This is a genomic window from Glaciibacter kafniensis (assembly GCF_039538945.1).
In the GTDB taxonomy this organism is placed as follows: domain Bacteria; phylum Actinomycetota; class Actinomycetes; order Actinomycetales; family Microbacteriaceae; genus Cryobacterium; species Cryobacterium kafniensis.
Map to the genome: position 1 here is coordinate 171,436 of NZ_BAABCN010000004.1, position 19,636 is coordinate 191,071.

A 19,636-nucleotide genomic window follows, 5' to 3' on the forward strand; every position below is an offset into this window, starting at 1 on the left:
GGGCTGACCTACTTGGACGCGGCCGTTGGAACAGAGTCGGCGACGGTGGTTGTCACCGCCGTTGAGCTGAGGTTCGTTCCGGCGGGGAATCCGTTCGCCGATTCAAGGAGCACCTCGCGCTCCCCGATGACGAGCCCATTGGCGGGGTCGATGATGATGTCCTGACGTGTGTGGTCAGCGTCCTCGGTGCGCCCAATCGCAATTCCAGACCGCCCATCCAAAGTCACCTGCTGCTCCGTGACGGTCACGCCCGGAATCATGGCTGCGGCCTTGTAGAGGGCTGCGCGGAGGTCCGCCGTCGCGAGGCCAGTGCGCAGAATGTCTGCAATATGCACCAATGCTTGACCGTCGACCGACCGGCCGGCCCCGATGTTTATCCGGTAGATGTGGTTGAGCAGAATCCGCGGGTCTCGAGACAGCTTCGCGAGCGATTCAGGCGTGTCGATGGCGTCGGAACCATAGAAAGCGCCGTTGCGTGCATCAAGGAGTTCTTGGCCTTGAAAGCCATCTGCATTAAGGCTCTTCCAGGTATCGGCCTGCTCCTCCTCCGTGAGGTTCCCAAAGAATTTGACGGGTTTGCGCGCGGAACGGTCCCACACCCAGTTGCGATTTGAATCTCCCGGAATGTAGAGGGTGTCTGTGTTTGACGCCAGAAACGTGACCAACGTGCCATCATCCTTTCCGAGGGTGCCGCCGAAGACGGCGTCCGTCTTGATTCTCAGGTACTGGCTTGGGCCGACTACAGGGTCCGACGTCGCAATGGCCGCCTGCGCTGCGCTGTTCAAGACTTCTGCGGCGGCGGCTGAAGCTCCCGGTCGCAGACCCGCGATGCCGACGACGTCAGTCACGACCAGCCCCACGGCGAGGGCGGCTGCAACTCCGGTCAGTCCGAGCGTCCAGGTTGTTCGGCGTCGAGCTTTCGTCTTCGCGATTGTGCGAGTTCGGGCTCCGCTGATTGCTTTGTCCATTGCTTTCCGCCCCTCAGTAATCGTCTGAAGTGTTGATTCCGGCGTCTCATGAATTTTGCGTAGAAGCGTCAACTCGTCCATAGTTCATCTCCTTCGGTGAAACTTTTGCTTCGGTAGTTGTGGCGGTGCGTAGCGTGGTGCGTGCTCTGTTGAGGCGTGAACGAACGGTCCCGACTGGGGAGCCCGTCGCGTTGGCTATCTCCTCGTAGCTGAGACCGCCCCACGCAAAGAGCAGGAGCACATCACGATCCCTCGCCGGCATTTTGCGAAGAGCCTGACCCATACCGCGGACCGCCCGCTCCGCATCGACCCTCTGCCCGACCGCAGCGGTGTCATCGAACGGGAGGTCGATGTTGCTCGACATCACCGCCTTCAGCTCGCGCTTTTCCTCGCGGTGATGCTTCCGAATCAGATTGGTGGCAATTCCGAACAACCAGGGACGGGCATCCGCCCACGTCAGGTCAAAACTCGACCGGCGTTCGAAAGCGACAAGAAACGTGTCGGACAAGACGTCATCCGCGGCACTCGCGCCAACACGACGAACCGCGTACCGGTGAATCGCTGCAGAATGCCGTTCATACAGCTCACCAAACACCGCCGGATTCTCGGCTGAGTACCGGATTAAGTTGCTGTCGCTGTCTGTGCTCATACTTGTACTTGCTCTCCCGACACAAAAAGGTTCGATCTTTGCGCCCTCCCGCCAGATGAAGGTCGCCAGCTGAGAATGCTCGTCCTTGAGCGAACAGCGGCGCTTACAAGTTTGCGGGACCTCACAGAGCTGGGAATACCGGGTAAAAGTGGCGCCCAACGGCCCGGCTACCGCATGACCGCCTGCGACTTGACGCACGTCAGTCTCGCGTCGTTTCTCGACGGGTGGTCCTGGCCCGACCTCGATACGATTGCGACTTGAACACGGGCTCCGCGCTCGATTGTGGCCGTCGGAATAGCTCCGGCTAACCGTCGCGCGCTGAGGTGCCGAGCGATTTGCAAGGCGCGGGTGAACCACCGCGTCGTCGCTCAAGCGGTCGTCGTCGCGTTCGGCGTCGCCGCCGACGGGCGCCGAGAGGTCCTCGGTTTCGACGTCGGTGACAGCGAGAACGAGGCATTCTGGACCGGGTTCCTGCGCTCGTTGAAGGCCCGCGGCCTCGGCGGGGTCAAGCTCGTCATCTCCGACGCTCACACCGGCCTGAAGAAGGCGATCAACGTCGCGTTCCAGGGCTCGGCCTGGCAGCGCTGCCGGGTGCACTTCATGCGCAACGTGCTCGCCATCGTGCCGAAGGCGTCTCAGGAGATGGTCTCATCGATCATCCGCACCGCGTTCGCGCAGCCCGACGCCGAGCACGTGAACGCCCAGTTCGACGAGGTCGTCCGCATGCTCGGCAAATCGCACCCGAAGGTCGCCCTGATGCTTGACGAGGCCCGCGCCGACGTGCTCGCCGTCGCCGGTTTCCCGGTCAAGCACTGGCGGCAAATCTGGTCCACGAACCCGATGGAACGGGTGAACAAGGAGATCAAACGCCGCACCGACGTCGTGGGCGTGTTCCCGAACCCGGCCGCGCTGCTGCGGCTTGCCGGCGCGGTCCTCGTCGAGCAGCACGACGAGTGGCAAGCCGGCGACCGCCGCTATCTCTCCGAAGCCTCCATGGCGGCTCTGCTCACCATGAACGCCCCGACGCCCGAGCCGATCGAGGAGGTGGTTTCACTCCCCGAACTCGCTGCGGCATAATCAAAACACTGAACCGCACGGTGTTGAGAAACTCCACCACTCAGCGGGACGTGACCGCGAGAACACCCTCGCACTCATCCCCACACGAATCCGGCATCCGCGCGAGGACAGGATCGACGACAACCTCTAACGGCGCGCACGTCGACGGCGAAGTCGGTTGGTCGAGTTGGCGAGGATGGCAACACTTGCATTATTTGCAATAGTTTAAGCGAGAAGGCGATCCGAGTCACCGGGGGGAAGATCCGACCCGGTGAGAGATGGCGGGCGGAAGTGGCCGAACTGGGGTCAGGGGGTACCTGGACTCGAACCAAGAACAACGGTGAGTCGCGTAGGAATACGTGTCCATCCAGGTCTTGCGCTGGGTTCTTGGCACGTCTCTGGTCCCTGTAACGCAGGCCGGGGAGGGGGCAGCGCGGGTGTGCGAGTCGACCAGACCAGCATCTCCAAAGCGACGAGCCCAACGGAGTTTAGCCACGTACAGCCACCGTGGCTCCTCATCGTTGTCCGCAACGAAGGCTGAGGACTATTGCTCGTCATCAGGCGCTCAACCCTCCGTCGACCGGCAGGACCACCCCGCTGACATGGCTCGCTCGATCGCTGAGCAGCCAGGCCGCCGCCTCCCCCACCTCAGCACCCGTACCTGCCCTTCGAAGCGGAGTCGAAGCGATACGCGCTTCGACTCCGCCTGGAATCGCTATGCGCGTCTTTGCGAGCATCGGCGTTTCGATGGGGCCAGGAGCCACGGCGTTGACGCGGATGCCAATCGGTCCGTTGTCGTGCGCGGCCGAGCGTGTCAGTCCGATGACGGCATGCTTGGTTGCGTTGTACGCGCCTAGCCCCGAACCTCCGCGCACGCCGCTCACGCTGCTGACGTTCACGATCGAGCCCGATCCCGCCGCGCGCATGACACGCAGTTCCTCGCGGAGGCATAGCCATGTGCCCTTGACGTTGACGGTCATGATCCGGTCGAAGTCGTCTTCGGACAGCTCATCGAGTCGACCCGCCTGCGTGAGTGCGGCGTTGTTCAGTGCGCCATCGAGGCGACCGAACCGCTCCACGGTCGCGCCGACTACCCGCGCGACATCCGCGGCGACGGCGACGTCTCCGATCGCGAACGCGGCCTCGTGACCCGACTCTGCAAGCTCGCGAACGATCGAACGCAGTGGCCCCTCGGAACGAGCGACGAGCATCACCGAAGCACCGTGCAGCGCGAACACCCGGGCCGCATCCGCCCCGATTCCTGAACTGCCTCCCATGACCAGGACGACCTTGCGCTGGAGCAGCCCGATCGCCGGGTTCACGCCGCGCCTGACATCTCGATCGCCTGACGTACCGCTTCCACCATGCTTCGGCTATCAACGATGCCTGTGCCTGCAATGTCGAAGGCTGTGCCGTGGTCCACCGAGGTGCGGATGACCGGCAGTCCGACGGTGACGTTGGTGCCCGCTTCAATCCCGAGCACCTTGACGGGACCGTGGCCCTGATCGTGGTACATCGCGACGACCAGATCGTAGTCTCCGCGACCGGCAAGGAAGAATGCCGTGTCGGCAGGCAGCGGGCCGTGCACGTCCATACCCTCAGCAGCGAGCAGGTCGACCGCCGGTGCGATCTTGGTCGCCTCCTCGTCGTAGCCGAACAGTCCGTGTTCGCCGGCATGCGGGTTGATCGCGCAGACGCCAATGCGGGGGTTCTCGATCCCGGAGGCTCGCATCGCACTCCAACCGCGTCGGACCGTGCGCTCGACCAGGCCTGGCTCGATTCTCGCGATCGCGTCGATGAGGCCGACGTGCGTCGTGACGTGGATGACCTTGACCTTGGGCGTCGACAGGAGCATCGACACCTCCTCAGTCCCGGTGAGCGCGGCAAGCATCTCGGTGTGTCCCGGATAGAGGTGGCCGGCGAGGTGCAGGGCCTCCTTGTTAAGCGGGGCGGTCGCTATGGCCTGCACGGTACCCGCGACCGCGAGCTCGCATGCGACGCGCACGTAATGGAACGCGGCATCCCCTGCCACCGGGGAGAGCACGCCCCATGGCAGATCCTCAGGGATCAGCGCGAGATCGATGACGTTGATGCGGTCGGCCTGCCACTCGTCGACAGCGCCGATCACCGCGATTGTCGCCGTGCTGCCGAGGATGGCGGCTGCCTGGCGCATCCGCCCCGCATCGCCAATCACGACGAGGCGGGCGGTCGATCTCAGGCCCGCGTCGAGCGCAGCGGCGACGCAGATCTCAGGACCGACGCCTGCCCCGTCGCCCATCGTGAGCGCTATGGTCGGAAATGACGTCATGTGAGTACCTTTCAGATGGCGAACGATCTGCACCAGACTGTCGTCTGTGCCGTAGCTGCCGGGGCGGGTGACGACAGCCCGGTTGTCGCCGGTCATGCTCAGCACAGCGCCGTCGTGGATTTCATGCTCAGGAAATACGCAGTCGATACCGAGCGCGTCGAGGACATGGCGGGCAGTGTCGCCGCCTGTGAGGACCAGATCCGTTCGGCCCGGAAGTTCTCGGATCGCCTTCGCGAGGGCGGCGAACGCCGCCGCGTTCCACTCCTCGACAGTGACGACCGCGTCGCCGCCGTCGAGGCCCGGCTCGACGCCGGATCGAAGCTCGACATGGCGGACGCCCTGCCCTACGAGCCGCGCGACCTGCGTCGGAGCCGAAGCCGCAGTGGAGCCCACGACCGTCACGACCCGATCGGCACCGAGCGTGAAGCGAGGTCCGTGCGCATCGAGCCCGAGGTGTCGCGCCATCGAACGCGCGAGCCCCGCCGAGCCGACCACAACGAGCTCCGGGTCCAGTGTCGCGAGCGTGGCGGCGAGCACATCGAGGTCCGATTCGGTCTCGGCGTCGCAGACGGGCACCAGGCCGCCCGCGAGAGCGGATTCAATGGCATCGCCCAGCAGCGCCGATCGCAAGACGCCGACGGGGAGTACTGCGCAGGGAATTCCCAGTGCCTCAGCGATGCTCGTCGGGGGGCGCCTGCCCTCAGCGTTCCAGAGGTCGGATTCGTGGAGGGGCACGTCACCGATGTGCACGACTCCACCGCGGACACTGCGGTCGATACGCGGCACGGCGGTCGCCACCACGACGGGAAGCCCGCGGGCGAGCAGTTCGCGTACCTCTGCACCGATGTTGCCGCGCAGGAGGGAGTCAACCTTCTTGTAGACGCGCGCGCCGACCGGGATCTCGTCAATCGCGGCCCCGAGCAGCCTCACGGCCTGGTCGCGGGCAGACGCTCTCGAGGCGGTGTCGATCGCCACCACGGGCGCGTCGAACGACGCCGGATGCCCCAGCCACACCTGCACGGCCGAGCGGGTCTCAGCGGCCACCGCGCCCGCAGTCTCTGCCGCACCCGAGAGGTCGTCGGCGATGATCACAAGCGCGGGGACCCTCACGAGTCGCCGCGAGCCAGCACGCTGATGATCGCAGAGTCGTCCTTGCGTCCCAGCCCCTGGTCGTGCCCGCGCCGGAACAGCTCTCCCGCGGTCGCAGCGATGGGGACCCAGGCGCCCGCCTGCTCCGCGGCGTCGACGACGAGGCCCATGTCCTTCACGAAGATGTCCATGGCGCTGCGTGGCACGTCGAATGCCTCGTCGAGCATCCGCTCACCGCGGTCGTCGAGCATGAACGACGCCGCTGCACCGTGCCGGATGATCTCCCAGCAATCCTTCGCGTCCAGACCGAGCGCCCGCGCGAAGGCGAGCGCCTCCCCCGCTGCGGCGATGTGGACACCACACAGCAACTGGTTGACCAGCTTGACCTTCTGGCCCTCCCCAGGCACCTCGCCCACGAGCGGCGCGCGACTCGCGAGCGCGTCGCGCAGGGTGGCGACGGCGGCGACATCAGACGATGAGCCGGAGACCATCATGAGCAGGTCGCCGGATGCCGCACGTGCGACTCCCCCGGAGACCGGGGCGTCCACGAGCCCCACCGAGAGCGCGGCAAGCCGTTCACCCCAGGCTCGCACCGGGACGGGACCGACCGTCCCCATGACCATCACCACGGCTGTTGGCGAGAGGTAGAGCGCGGCGCCACCCGGGCCGAACAATGCGGCCTCCGCCTGGGCCTCCGTCGCGACCATCACGGCGAGAACGTCCGCGCCCGTTGCGACGTCGGCGATCGAAGGAGCCGCGGCGACTCCCGATGCCGCAAGGCGCGATCCGACTTCCGGGTTGATGTCGTAAGCGACTACGGTATGGGCCTTCGCCGCAACGACTGCCATGGGACCACCCATCGCGCCCAGTCCCACCCAACCGACGCGGGTCACGCCGACACCCGCTGCGCCGCGTGGAGAGTCTCGATCACGTCGGCCAGAGTCTGGTCGTCCCCGACATTGCCAGCGAACACGACGTAAGGCATCCCCACGACTCCCTCGGGCGCAGAGATGGGGTCGAACACGGATATCTGCCCCGGGAGCATCTGGCCGAGCACGCTCGCGCGGCGGATGCCCAGGCCGCGGACAGCGACGTCATGCGAAGTGATCCCACCCTTCGCGACCACCCAGGCGGGTCGCGCGGAGAGAGAACCCGCCACAATGGCGCTGATGGCCGAAGAGACCGCACGGGCGATGTCGAGGCTGCGTCTGCCATCGGTGCCGGCGACGAGATCGCGGCTCGTGAACAGGAGTGCGTCGCTCTTGGCCAGCGCATTCCGCACCGCGTCGGTTCGCTCACTGATGTAGTCGGCGTCCCCCGCGACCACACGGGGAACGCTCACCTCGACCTCGACCAGGTCACGGCGAGCGCGGGCCGCGCCGACCTGTCTGCTGGTTTGGCTGACGTGCGACCCCACCACGACCAGACCGTGTCCGCTTGCGCGGTCGAGCGCGGCGAAATCGCCGACTCGAAGCGGCTCCTGCGGCTCGATGCCAGCCAGGGCCCGGACGAACGACGGACCGGTCCGAAACAAGAAGGTGCGGCCAGCGTCGACGGCGGCCTGCGCACCCAGAACGACGGTCTCGTAGTCGGTGTAGTTGGTGCCGTTGACGACGACGAACTGACCATCGGTCGCACCCATGAGCACGTCTCGCACGGCCTCGGGCCCGCCGGATCGGATCGTCTTGAGCGAGATACTCAGCACGTCGTTCGCCGCGATCGCGCCGCCGCTCTTTTCGACGATGAACTCGCACAGGTTCGATGACCGGAAACCGAAGGTCGCATCACGCGCGAATTCGGTCTCGCCGACGGGCACGGCCTTGCCTCCCACCGTCGCGAAGTGCACGTCATCGGCGGTGAAACGGCCGGCCTCGAAGAAGGCGGGCGCCAGGATGACGCCGTCGTATCCGCCGCGCAGCCTGCTGATCTCCTCGACTTCGGCAAGCAGGTGACCGCGGAGGGTCGAGTCGCTGCGACTGACGATGTCGATCTGCGGGTCGAGCGCGAGAAGCTTCGAGACCACCAGGGCGGTGAGGCGAACCGCATCCGTCTGAGAGAGCCCGCGGGTGTTCGTGAGCACGAAGGCAATCGACGATTCGGGCTGCAACGCGGCCTTGAGCTCCACATCGTCGAGCATGGTGACCACCTGGACGTGGTGGACGCTCTGCGATCCGGTGGGATCGTCGTCGAGCACGGCAAGCCGCCTTGCTCCACGCCAACCCCGGATGAGCGCCCGTGCGTGTCCGTCGTCGGTGTGCGACGCCTCTTCCTCGGTCATGCGGCCCGCTTCCCCTGAGTGACTGTTTCGAATATATGACCATATTCGAAACTTGTCGAGCCCCGGCGAGGAAAATGGAGGCTAAACGGACTCCGGATGCGCTGCCACGTAGTTGGTCAGCATCTCCCGCGTGTGCTCGATGTGGGTGCAGAGCACCGCGGCGCCGCGCTCCCAGTCGCCGGACAGAGCAGCCTCGAGCAATGCCCGGTGTTCGTTGTCCGCTTGCGGGTTGCCCAGCACGAGCGCAACCGACCAGCGGCGATACATCGCCGCCTCCTCCGCGAGCTGGCGTACCATGCGCAGCAATCGCTCGTTGGTACACGCGGAGAACAGCACGTCGTGGAACGCGGAGTGGACGTCGGCCCAGACGTCGAGCGCGTCCGCGTCGAGCGCCTTGGGGCCGTGGGGCGCCGGGGTGCGGGACAGGATGTGATGGGCGGAAATGACATTGCCTTCCCAGTCCGTGCCACCGGCCTCGAAAGACATCCGCAGCACGATCGGTTCGATCAGCACGCGCGTCTGTGTGAGTTCGGTGAGGTCCGGGATGGACAGCGGTGTCACGATGTAGCCCTGATGCGCGTTCGCCTGCACGAGCCCCTGGCTCGAGAGCCATGTGAGGGCCTCACGCGTGACGCCGACGCTCACCCCGTAGCGCTCGCTCAGGTCGGCGAACATGAGTCGCTGCCCCGGGACGAGGCGCGCCGAAAGAATGTCCGACCGCATGCGATCGCGCACATCGATCGCCATCGTTTTCTTGCTTGCCCCGCGCTTTGCGAATCCCCTCGGAACGGTGGGATACGTGACGCTCAAGGCGTTGTGGTCCTCAGTGGACATCTGACCTCCATTGCCAATTACAGAATATCCAAATATATTCGAATCTACTACGTGCCTGCGGGCCAGCCGCGAGGTAGAGCCTCAGATTGGACGACCCAGGCCGTCTCGAGCCGGGCGAGCTCGTCTTCACGACCGATACTTGCGAGCACGGCGCGCGCATCGGAGCCAGGTGCATTGGCGACGCTACCCGGTGCAAGCCGCTCTCCGTTGACCGTCACGACTGGGCCGGGCATTGTCACGGTCCCGATTTCGTTCGATTCCTGCTCGAGTCGAAGGCCGCTCGAGAACACGTAGGGATCGTCGAAGAGCTCGGGCAGCCGCACGACTGCATGTGCGCCCATGCCAGCCTCAACGAGGGTGTCCACCCACTCGGCGGCGGGCCGCGAAGCGAACAGCGCATCGTTGGGGACGCCGCCGATGGCCCGTTCGAGTGCGTCGCGCTGCGACTCGGACACACCCAGGAAGAACCAGCCGTCCGACGCCCGGTAGAACCGCTGCAGTTCGGAGAGTCCGAGCGCTCCGCGACCGGCCACCTCCGCTGCAGCATCCGCGCCGGGTACCAGCATCGTGGCCTGGTGGAATGTGCCCACGTGGGCGAGCGAGGTCGACACGTGCTGGCCGTCGCCCGTGCGAGTGGCGTGGAAAATGCCGAGCACCGCTGCGAGCGCGGCCATCGCGCCGGTGCCGTAGTCGAGTGGGTTGTACGGCCCGAGCACTGCCGGGCGGCCACCACGGCCCGTACGCTCCATAATGCCTGTGACGGCCTGTCCCTGCACTTCGTAGCCTCGTCCGCGTGACCACGGTCCGTGGTAGCCAAAGCAGCTCACGGACACGTAGACGAGGCCGGGGTGGCGTGCGTGAACGTGGCGGTATCCGAACCCATAGCTCTCGGCAGTGCCCTCAGGGAAGTTCTGGGTGAGCACATCGGCCTGCTGGATGAGTTCCCACAGCAATGCCTGGCCGTCGGAGCGCTGCAAATCCAGCAGGATCGACGACTTGCCGCGGTTCACGACCCCGTGAGCCTCGACCGGTCGTTGCGGAGCGTTGATCTTGATGACGTCCGCGCCGTACTCGGCGAGCATGCGGCCCGCGCTCGGCCCCGCGAGGATCTGCGTCAGATCGACGACGCGCGTCTCCCTGAGGGGCTTGCCCCTGATGCCGCGGTCTGGATTCGGTGGACTCGAGAACTGGATCGCTCGGTCCTCCGCGACCGCTGCGCGTGGTGCGACGGTCGGCGTTGCGCTCAGATGAATCGGCGACCCCGCCTGCCACGTACCGTCCATTTCCACGACCTGGCCGGAGACCCTGGCATGTTCCGTCTCACGCCATTCGTCGGCCGTGCGGATGCGGCACAATGGCACGCCGGCCGTGCGACCGAGGTCCTCCCACTCCTGCGCGGCACGGGTGAGGAACAGGTCGGTGAGTCGGGCGCGGAGGACGGCAGCGAGCCCGGGGTCGTCGACGTAGGAGGACGAGACCCCGAACCCCTCCGCGATCCAGGAGGACCGGTCGGCTGCATCGAGGAACCAGGTCAGGAAGCGCATTGTCGCGCCGATCGGGTTGAATTGCACATAGTGCCCGTCGGCACACTCGTAGGTCCCGCTCCCGTTTGCAATGAGCGGGTCCTCGGCGCGGTACCCACGACGTGCCGAGTACGCGCCCGCCCCGCCGATCAGCTCGAACGTCGCATCGAACAGGGGGACCTCGATGCGCGAGCCGACCCCAGTGCTCATCCGATCGACGAGCGCGCCCACGATGGCCGTGGCCGTGAGGATCGCTGCGAAGTTCGACGCAAGCGGGAGGGACGGGTAGGTCGGGACGGTCATGTCCCATTCGGCGGGTGCCTCACCGGCGCGCACCCGGCAGTTGCCCGTCGCCGCGGCGATCACGCCTTCCCAGCCGGGGATCTGCGCGCGTCGGTCCGCCGCTGCGAAACCGGGGATCGAGGCGTACACGAGGGCAGGGTTCGACTCGCGCAGCGAGTCCGCCGAGAATCCAAGTCGGTCGAGCACGCCCGAGCGGAAGTTCTCGATCACGACGTCGGCCGTGTCGCTCAGTTCGCGAGCGGTACGCGCGTCACGTGGGTCCTTCAGGTCGAGAGCGAGCCGCCGCTTGCTCCGCTGCAGGTAGGCGTCGCGCGGCTCGTCCCGTGCGCCGGGCCGGTCGATCCGGATGACCTCGGCGCCATTGTCGGCGAGCAACTGGGCCGCGAGGGGTCCTGCGATGAAATGCCCGAAGTCCAGCACGCGAATACCGTTGAGAGCCGCCATGGTGCAGATACCTCTTCTTCGTTGATCGGGGTGGGACGATGCTAACAGGGGGTGTGCCAAAATCATCTCTAGTTTCGAATCTATTAGTTATCTGCGAAACAATATAGACTGAAGCCGTACGACGCGGCACGCTGCCGCGCCGGTCGAAGGGAGCCCCAATGCCTGAAGTGGTACTCGCCGAGGTCCTCGAGTACAGCTGGGCCGAGGCCCTCGAGAAGGCGGAAGCGCGCCATGGCGCGCGTCCGGCCTTTCATTTCGAGGGCACCGACTGGCACCAGGCCCTGACCTTCACGCAGTGGCTCGAGACTTCGCGCACCGTCGCGGCCGGGCTCGCCGCTCTGGGTGTTGGGAAGGGTGACCGGGTTGGGGTGCTTGCCCCGGGTTCCGCGGTGTGGCCGATACTGCAGACAGCGTGCAGTCATCTCGGTGCCATCATCGTCCCCATCAACACGCGCTATCGCCAGGACGAGATCGGCTACGTCTTCGGGCTCGCGCAGCCCACCGTGATCGTGCTCGTCGAGGACTACCACCACGTGGACTATGTCGATCTCGTCACGCGATCACTCGACGGCGGCACGATCGACATGGTCACGATCGCGTCGCCCTCCATCGACTTCACGACGGCCGCAACGCACGGCGGTGGCGCTCGTCGCACCTGGGCGGAGTTGCTGGCGCTGGGTGAGCATGCTCCCGGTACGCCCCTCGTGGGCCGCGCAGACGATGCCGTGCTCCTGCAGTTCACCTCTGGCACGAGCGCATTCCCCAAGGGCGCCCTCCTCTCCAGCCGGGCGAGTCTCGGGGCCACGTGGTACATCGCGGAGCGGATGAAGATCACCTCGGACGACGTCTACTTCAGCACCCAACCTATGTACCACGTGGGTGGTTCGGTCGCGACGACGCTTATGGCACTCGGCGCCTCCCCCACGATGATCGTCCCCGAACGATATTCTCCCGAGGCCGTGTTCTCCCTCATCCCCAAGTACCGATGCACAGCGCGCACGGGTCAGGCGGCCATGTACGCCATGGAACTCGCCCACGTCGACTACCGGCCCGAGATCTTCGCGAGCCTGAACAAGGCATGGTCTGGAGGCACACCGGAACTGCGACGCACGATCAGCCGTGAGATGGGCGTGCCCGTCATGACGACCATCTACGGCCTCACGGAGACCGCGGGCACTACCACGATCAACTCCATCGATGATCCCGAGGACGTGTGGGTGTACTCGTGCGGAAAGGCGATACCGGGTATCGAGGTCGCGGTAAGCACCGAGGATGGTGTGACGATGGATCCCGATGTGAAAGGCGAGATCGTCATCCGGGGCTGGTCGGTCATGCTCGGCTACTACGACAACGCCGCCGCCACCGCGGAGGCGATCGACCCGGCGGGCTGGTTCCACACCGGCGACATCGGTCGGCTGGACGCCGCAGGCAACCTCTACTTCGTAGACAGAATCAAGGACATGATCAAGCCGGGCGGTGAGAACGTCTCCGCCGCGGAGGTGGAGCGTGTCATCCAGACGATCCCGGGCGTTGCCGAGGTCGCCGTGGTGGGCAAGCCCGACGAGCGCCTGGGCCAGGTCCCCGTGGCCTTCGTGCAGATGGCTGGAGCGCCATTCGACGAGGCCGCGATCATCGCGCAGTGCGCTTCGCTCATGGCGAGCTTCAAGGTTCCGCGCGAGGTTATCGAGGTCGACAGCTGGCCCATGACCGAGAGCGGCAAGATCCTCAAGCGAGAGCTGGCGGCGCGCTTCGGAACCGGCACTGGCCGGCTCGTCGGCCAGGGCGGCTGAGCACCTACTTACGCACCGCAACCACCCGAGACATCCCCCCGCGGTGGTGCAGCCGTGTCGCGCCGCGACTGGTCAGCGAGCGCTCGCGGCCATGGCAATAGGCACGACTCGGGAATGTGCCCTGCTGCCTGCTGCCTGCTGCCCCGTTCCTGTGACGCCGGCGAGGTGTGAGGACGATTCGACGGGATAGCCACGTCGAAGGGCCACGGCGCGCAAACCTCGCGTACCGCGGCCCCTGACGGCGTCATCTACTTCTTGGCAGCTGCAGCTTCCTTGATCGCGTCGACGTCGAAGTCGTTCGCGTCCTTGGCGAACTTATCGGTCCAGAGCTGGTCGACTGTGATGCCGGGGCGAACGGTTCCTGCCGCAACCTGAAGCGAGTAAAACGTCTGCACTTGTGCGTCGGTCGAGAATCCGTAGAGACCGTCCACCGGTCCGCTGGCGCCCAGGCGCGCGTTTACCGCCGCGAGACCGTCCTCGCGGGCCTTGTCCTCGTCAACACCGGTCGGGATCAGGTTGGGGTACTCGTCCCAGCAGTCCTGCAACGCAGCTTCAGGATTCGCGGTCGCGAAGACGTACGCCTTGTTCATGGCGCGCGTCATGCCGAGCGCGATCTTCGGGTTCTCGTCGATCCACCCCGACTTCGCGGCGTAGACGACCTGGAAGCCCAGGCTCTTCGACTCCTTGCTCTCGATGTAGCGCAGATCCTGGCCGAGGCCCTTGATGACCTCATATGCGGTGTCCCAGAGGCCGAGCGCATCCACCTGTCCGCCTTGGAGGGCGGCGAGTGCAGGGGCACCGAAGCCGGTCGGGAGGAATTCGACGGTCTTCGGGTCACCGCCGGCGAGGGCGACCAGTCCCTTGGTGAAGGGGATGGAGCCGCTCTGTAGGCTCGGAACGCCGACGGTCTTGCCCTGCAGGTCGAGGAACGACTTGATCGAGCTGTCTGGGAGGACGGCAGGATATGCGTAACTTCCGGTCACGACCGACGCGAAGGCCTTCGCGGTGGACCCTGCCGAAATGCCCGACATGAGGGGCGAGGTGCCGACGACGACGACGTCGCTGCTGCCCGTCTCCAGCGACTGGAGTGCAAGGACGCTCCCCTCCGCGATCTCCACCGTGACGTCGAGGCCTTCGTCCTCGAAGTATCCCTCCATCATCGGCACGCAGTCGTACACGACCGACTCGAGCGACGCGGGTGCCGGGAGGGTCAGGGTGACGGGGGTGAGGGCAGCCGCCCCACTCGGCTTCTCGGCCTCCGGGGCGGCCGCGGAACAACCCGAGAGAATCAGGCCCGCTAGAGCGAACGTGACCACGGGTAGTATTGCTGCTTTCTTATTCATGCTGTCAGACTCCTTTGTGCTTGATGCGTGAAATGTGCTTCTCGTGGTGTTCTCGTGACCCGTCGGGCGGGTGGTCTAGTTCTTCTCGCGCGACCAGAAGGTCACGCGCTTCTCGAGGGCTTTCATGAGGAGGTTCACCGTGAGACCGACGATCATCAGGATGATGAGGATCGCGAACACGCCGGGCACGTTGAAGAGGGCCCGCTGCTCGTTCATCATGGTTCCGATGCCGCCACGCGCGCCGACGAACTCTGCAACGATGGCGCCGATCAGGGCGAAGATCGCACTCACGTGCAGGCCGGCGAAGACATAGGGCATCGAGCCGGGCAGCCGAATGTAGCGAAAGACCTGCCAACGGCTCGCGCCGAGTGCGATCGCCAGCTCCTGGCGGTCACGATCGCGCAGCCGCAGGCCCTGGAGGGTGTTGACCAGGATCGGAAAGAAGCAGACCACCGCGACGACGACGATCTTCGACTGGATGCCGAACCCCACCCAGATGATGATGAGAGGCGCGATGGCAATCATGGGAGTCGACTGGAAGGCCACGACGTAGGGGAAGATGATCCGCTCCAGCCGAGGAAGCGAGGCGAGCAGACCGCCGATCGTGAATCCGAGCAGTGACGCGATGAGGAAGCCTGCGAGGCCGGCCCCCAGGGAGTCGAGCAGTGGCGCCCAGTAGATGCCGGCGAGCAGCCCTCCCCAGAGTGTCGTGAAGATTGAGCTGGGCGGAGGAACGAGGAGGATCGAGACGAGGCCTGATCGGCTGACCGCCTCCAGAATGCTGAGGGCGACGATGAGCAGCAGCACGCTGAGACCAGCGTTCACCCACTTGGCGCTGTGGCTCATCACCTGCTCTCCGGGCTCCGGCGCTGTCGGGTTCCCCAGCCCGCCGGTGATCGTTGAAGTCATCTCGTTGGTCATGCCAATGCCGCCGCTCGGTCGAAGGAACTGCGTACTCGGGTCTCGATCTCCCTGAAGTCGTCATCGACGTAGCTCTCCTGCGTGCGCGGTCTGAACAAGTCGACGTTGATGATGTCGGCGATGCGACCTGGACGCGCCGCCATCGCGATGATGCGATCGGAGAGGAAAACGGCCTCCGCGATGTTGTGGGTGACGAACATGATCGTTGCGCCGGTTCGGGCGTGGATGTCCTGCAGGTCGAGGTTGAGCTTCTCGCGCGTCATGGCATCGAGCGCCCCGAACGGTTCATCCATAAACAGCACCTCGGGTTCGAGCACGAGCGATCGAGCGATCGACACACGCTGCTGCATTCCGCCGGAGAGTTCCCATGGGTACTTCGACTCGATGCCTTTGAGATTGAGCATGTCGAGAAGCTCGCGAGCGCGTTGTTTCGCCCGGTCCATGTCGGCGTGCTGGATCGTCGCAGGGAGCAGGATGTTCGCCAACACAGTGCGCCACGGCAGCAGTGCCGCCGACTGGAAGACGACGCCCATCTTCGAGGGTGGCGGCGTGCCCACCTTGCCAGCGAAGGACACGGTGCCGCCCGACTTGGAGAGCAGGCCTGCGCAGATCTTCATGAGGGTCGTCTTGCCGCAGCCACTCGGGCCGATGATGCTCACGAACTCGGACTTCGCGATCGACAGGTTGACTGAGCTCAGCACGAGCGCATCGGGCGCGTTCGAACTGCTGTAGCTCTTGGATACATTCTCGACGGTGAGGATGGGCTCCGTCGGCTGCATGGTCTTCATGGACACGTCCCGTGCTCGGAATCTAAATAGGGAGGGTGATGACGGTTCTTCGAATCGTCACTGGTTGCGGATGGGGATGAGGTCTGCCGAAAAGGAGGGGCGACCCCTCGCCGTCGGAATTCACCACGAGCGCCGACGGCGAGGGAGCTGGTCTTCCCGCCCATCACCGATGGGCCGGAACAAAGACGGCGAGAGTGACCTCGTCGTTGACGTCTTCGTAAGTCATCTGGACGGCCGCGCCTATCGCGAGGTCGGTGGAACCGTAGTCGAACAGGTTCGACATGATCACCGGGCCCTCCTCGAGGCGCACGAGCACGATCGCGATGGGCACGTCGTTCTCGTAGGGGTTGCCTTTCGCGCGCTCGAGCACCGAGTAGCTGTAGATGGTACCCACGCCGCTCAGGGGGGTCCAGGTCCAGTCCTGCGCACCGCAGTGGTGGCACACCGGGCCGGGGTAGTACCAGAAATGGGCGCAGACATTGCAGCGCTGCAGCTTCGCGGCGTGGGCCTTCGTGGATCGCCAGAACTCCTCATTGTCAGGAGTGATCGTGGGCAGGGGCCGGGTGATGTGCTTCATATCGGATGATGTCCTTACTGGATCGAGGCGCCGAGGATACTGACCGAGAAATTAGAGGCCACCGCGCTCGCGGACGACACGAGAGCATTTTCGTGGGTGGTGACCTGGCGGGCTCCCGCCTCACCGCGCAACTGGCGTACCGCCTCGGTGAAGCCGAGCATCCCGCCACAGGCGCCCGGATGCGCGTTGCTCAGCAGCCCGCCGTGCGTGTTCATCGGCAGTCTGCCACCGAGGTCTACGTTGCCCTCGGCGATGAACTTGCCTGCAGTGCCCCGCTCACAGAACCCGAGGTCCTCGAGCTGGACGATGACCGTGATCGTGAAGCTGTCGTAGATGTTCGCCATGTTGATCTCGGCCGGCGTCAGACCAGCCTGGGCGAAAGCGCGCTGGCCAGCGACATCGACGACGGTACGCACGAGGTCGTGATCGCCGTGCCCCTCTGCCAGCTGGCCCATGTGGTAATAGGACTGCGCCTGGCCGATACCGAGGATCTCGATTTCGCGCGACGGATCCTTGCTCGTGCCTGCCGCCGAGATGACGTACGCGGCGCCACCGTCGGAGACGAGCGAGCAATCGAGTCGGTGCAGCGGCGACGAGATGATCGGTGAGTTAAGCACGTCATCGACTGTGATGAGCTCCCGCATCGTCGCGTTCGGGTTGAGGGCCGCGTGCTTGCGGGTTGCCACGGCCACCTGCGCCAGGTCGCTCTCGTCGGCGTCATAGTCGTGCAGGTATCGCTGCGCGAGCAGGCCGTAGTATGCGGGGATCGTCGCGGCGAAGGGGTACTCGTAGTCAAGGTTGTGCGCGCCGACCGAGGCCATCATCGCCGAGCCGCTCAGGTGGCCCGTGGCGAGCTTCTCGCCGCCGACGATGAGCACGTTCTTGCAGAGCCCGCTCTCGACTGCCTGCTTTGCACGCTCGATGGCCACACCATATGAGGCGCCGCCCATCATCGTCGTATCTGCCATCGTCTTGACGTAGATACCAAGCGTCTCGGCCACGATGATGTGGTACCTCGGAGAGACGTGGAAGGCCGGATGCAGGATCAGCCCATCGATGTCCTGCACGGTGAGCCCGGCATCATCGATCGCCTTCAGGGCCGCGTCGACGATGATGCCGAGCGCCGTGAGTTCGGGGACCTTTCCCAGCCGGGACTCCCCGATGCCGGAGATGATCGCTCTCGCTGCCGCGTGTGTCACTCGTTCTCCTTCTTATCTCTCTTGTCTGTCGGTACGTCGGTGATGAGATGGTGGAGGTCACCGGTAGCTGACCCGCTGCGGATCGGCACACAGGAATCGGGGAACTCCTGAACGATCTCGACACCCTCGGCGAGGACGCGATCCAGGAAGTCGCCGAGGTGGTCCATGGCCCCGCCCGGGATGTCGTGCACCACGAGCACAGTCCAGTCCTGGGAGCGAATATCGGCGAGCGCGCGATCGGCCCAGCCTGTCGCGTCCTCCCAATCACGGGGGACGCTATTCCACAGCACGCATGAGTAGCCGTCTCGCTTCATGAGCTCGATCGCAGCGGTGCTGAACAGGTCCGGGCCGAGGACTCCCCCATTGCCCCAGGGACGGAACAGCCTGGTTTCCTCCGCAAGGTCTCCGAGGACCTCTTGGGCTGCGGTGATCTCTGCGTCGGGAAGGCCGGGGTCGACGCTCGTGCCGAACTGCACGCTGTGGGTCATGGTGTGGTTGCCGATCCAGTGGCCCGCGTCCTTGGCCTTCTGCGCGAGTTCGCGGCGCCCTTCGCGCTTCAGGTCATGGCCCACCACGAAGAAGGTGGCGAGGATTCCTCGCTGTGCCAGCTCCTCGAGCACGGCCTCGGTCACGCCCGGAGTCGGTCCGTTGTCGAAGGAGAGCGTCAGGCGGCGGGACATCAGACAGCACCCACGATGCGATTGCGCATCTCTCCGATGCCTTCGATCCGGGTCACCAGCTCGTCGCCCACCGTCAGGTAGCGCGGCGGCTTCATCCCCAGCCCGACCCCGGCCGGCGTACCCGTGAAGATGACGTCGCCGGGCAGCAATACCAGGATCTTCGAGAGTGCCGCTATCAACATGGATACGGAGGCGACCATATCGGAGGTTCGCCCATCCTGGAGGGTCTCGCCGTTGACCACGGTGGAGAGGGCGAGGTCGTCGGGGTCGGGGAACTCGTCGGGGGTGACGATCCACGGTCCCATCGGTGAGAATGCCGCGAACGACTTGCCGAGGCTGAACTGCGGCGTCACCCCGGCGTGCTGGGTTACTCGCTCGGAGATGTCCTGGCCGACCGTCAGCCCGGCGACGTAATTCCAGGCGTCATCCGGGGTGACATTGCGCGCCTCCGCACCCATGACGACCACGAGTTCGACTTCCCAGTCGAGGTCGCCGCCGGGGTGCGGGATATCGGCGAGCGGGCCCGCGATGGACGACGCGAACTTCGTGAAGACGACCGGGACCTCGGATGCGACGAGACCCACCTCCGACGCATGATCGTGGTAGTTCAGCCCGATGGCGAAGATCTGCCGTGGCAGCGGGGCGGGCGACTCGAGGTCGGCCGAATCGATGACGCCGCCGGCACCGGCTGCCAGATCGGCTTCCTTCCCCCACTCGACGAACTCTGCCCAGCGATCGAACACGGCCTGCGGGTTCGAGGAGAATCTCCCGGCACTGAGCAACGCGACGTCGAACGCAGCGTCTCCCGAGACAATGACGAGCCTGCCGGACAGATTGGCAATACGCATGTGTTTTCCCTGACGTCTTTGGCGAAGAATCAACTAGC

16 protein-coding genes and 1 pseudogene are annotated in these 19,636 nt (G+C 65.3%); 2 read left to right on the forward strand and 15 right to left on the reverse strand.

The window, feature by feature from the left end:
* Nucleotides 1-8 precede the first annotated feature (8 nt).
* Together ABD791_RS10060 and ABD791_RS10065 are read right to left on the reverse strand one after the other, a co-directional pair.
* On the reverse strand, nt 9-968 hold the full coding sequence (locus ABD791_RS10060) for a CU044_5270 family protein (protein ID WP_345065700.1): 960 nt from the start codon (nt 966-968) through the stop codon (nt 9-11).
* A gap of 46 nt (nt 969-1,014) precedes the next feature.
* On the reverse strand, nt 1,015-1,617 hold the full coding sequence (locus ABD791_RS10065; protein ID WP_345065703.1) for an RNA polymerase sigma factor: 603 nt from the start codon (nt 1,615-1,617) through the stop codon (nt 1,015-1,017).
* Between the two features lie 336 nt (nt 1,618-1,953).
* Here ABD791_RS10065 and ABD791_RS10070 point away from each other — a divergent pair.
* Nucleotides 1,954-2,694 (forward strand): annotated as a pseudogene (locus ABD791_RS10070) (IS256 family transposase); the annotation flags it as partial.
* Nucleotides 2,695-3,230: 536 nt separating this feature from the next.
* Here the strand turns inward: ABD791_RS10070 and ABD791_RS10075 are convergent.
* From ABD791_RS10075 to ABD791_RS10100, 6 genes are all read right to left on the reverse strand, one after another.
* On the reverse strand, nt 3,231-3,995 hold the full coding sequence (locus tag ABD791_RS10075) for an SDR family NAD(P)-dependent oxidoreductase (RefSeq protein WP_345065706.1): 765 nt from the start codon (nt 3,993-3,995) through the stop codon (nt 3,231-3,233).
* The gene (gene pdxA / locus ABD791_RS10080; protein WP_345065709.1) at nt 3,992-6,091 is read right to left on the reverse strand and encodes a 4-hydroxythreonine-4-phosphate dehydrogenase PdxA; all 2,100 of its coding nucleotides are present in this window, start codon (nt 6,089-6,091) and stop codon (nt 3,992-3,994) included. The genes ABD791_RS10075 and pdxA overlap by 4 nt, the downstream gene beginning before the upstream one ends.
* On the reverse strand, nt 6,088-6,963 hold the full coding sequence (locus ABD791_RS10085) for an NAD(P)-dependent oxidoreductase (RefSeq protein WP_345065712.1): 876 nt from the start codon (nt 6,961-6,963) through the stop codon (nt 6,088-6,090). The genes pdxA and ABD791_RS10085 overlap by 4 nt, the downstream gene beginning before the upstream one ends.
* Entirely contained in the window at nt 6,960-8,348 is a 1,389-nt protein-coding gene (locus tag ABD791_RS10090; protein ID WP_345065715.1) for a four-carbon acid sugar kinase family protein, read from the reverse strand. Before ABD791_RS10090 ends, ABD791_RS10085 begins: the two co-directional genes overlap by 4 nt.
* An 81-nt stretch (nt 8,349-8,429) precedes the next feature.
* Nucleotides 8,430-9,182: a GntR family transcriptional regulator gene (locus ABD791_RS10095; RefSeq protein WP_345065718.1), complete on the reverse strand. Its 753-nt coding sequence runs from the start codon at nt 9,180-9,182 to the stop codon at nt 8,430-8,432.
* Between the two features lie 47 nt (nt 9,183-9,229).
* Complete coding sequence (locus tag ABD791_RS10100; protein WP_345065721.1) at nt 9,230-11,452, reverse strand: CaiB/BaiF CoA transferase family protein; 2,223 nt, start codon at nt 11,450-11,452, stop codon at nt 9,230-9,232.
* A gap of 158 nt (nt 11,453-11,610) precedes the next feature.
* Between ABD791_RS10100 and ABD791_RS10105 the strand changes: the two genes are divergently transcribed.
* The gene (locus tag ABD791_RS10105; RefSeq protein ID WP_345065723.1) at nt 11,611-13,242 is read left to right on the forward strand and encodes a class I adenylate-forming enzyme family protein; all 1,632 of its coding nucleotides are present in this window, start codon (nt 11,611-11,613) and stop codon (nt 13,240-13,242) included.
* 248 nt (nt 13,243-13,490) lie between these two features.
* Here ABD791_RS10105 and ABD791_RS10110 read toward each other — a convergent pair whose 3' ends face one another.
* The 7 genes from ABD791_RS10110 to ABD791_RS10140 form a co-directional block, all read right to left on the reverse strand.
* Nucleotides 13,491-14,585, reverse strand: coding sequence for an ABC transporter substrate-binding protein (locus tag ABD791_RS10110; RefSeq protein ID WP_345065726.1), 1,095 nt, complete (start codon nt 14,583-14,585; stop codon nt 13,491-13,493).
* A 75-nt stretch (nt 14,586-14,660) separates the two neighbouring features.
* Nucleotides 14,661-15,494, reverse strand: a complete 834-nt coding sequence (locus ABD791_RS10115; RefSeq protein WP_345065729.1) for an ABC transporter permease — start codon at nt 15,492-15,494, stop codon at nt 14,661-14,663.
* A gap of 8 nt (nt 15,495-15,502) precedes the next feature.
* Nucleotides 15,503-16,294: an ABC transporter ATP-binding protein gene (locus ABD791_RS10120; protein ID WP_345065732.1), complete on the reverse strand. Its 792-nt coding sequence runs from the start codon at nt 16,292-16,294 to the stop codon at nt 15,503-15,505.
* A gap of 163 nt (nt 16,295-16,457) precedes the next feature.
* Nucleotides 16,458-16,871, reverse strand: a complete 414-nt coding sequence (locus tag ABD791_RS10125) for a Zn-ribbon domain-containing OB-fold protein (RefSeq protein ID WP_345065735.1) — start codon at nt 16,869-16,871, stop codon at nt 16,458-16,460.
* Between the two features lie 14 nt (nt 16,872-16,885).
* Nucleotides 16,886-18,070: a thiolase family protein gene (locus ABD791_RS10130; protein WP_345065738.1), complete on the reverse strand. Its 1,185-nt coding sequence runs from the start codon at nt 18,068-18,070 to the stop codon at nt 16,886-16,888.
* On the reverse strand, nt 18,067-18,750 hold the full coding sequence (locus ABD791_RS10135) for a polysaccharide deacetylase family protein (protein ID WP_345065741.1): 684 nt from the start codon (nt 18,748-18,750) through the stop codon (nt 18,067-18,069). The genes ABD791_RS10130 and ABD791_RS10135 overlap by 4 nt, the downstream gene beginning before the upstream one ends.
* Nucleotides 18,750-19,598: a fumarylacetoacetate hydrolase family protein gene (locus tag ABD791_RS10140; RefSeq protein ID WP_345065744.1), complete on the reverse strand. Its 849-nt coding sequence runs from the start codon at nt 19,596-19,598 to the stop codon at nt 18,750-18,752. The genes ABD791_RS10135 and ABD791_RS10140 overlap by 1 nt, the downstream gene beginning before the upstream one ends.
* Nucleotides 19,599-19,636 lie beyond the last annotated feature (38 nt).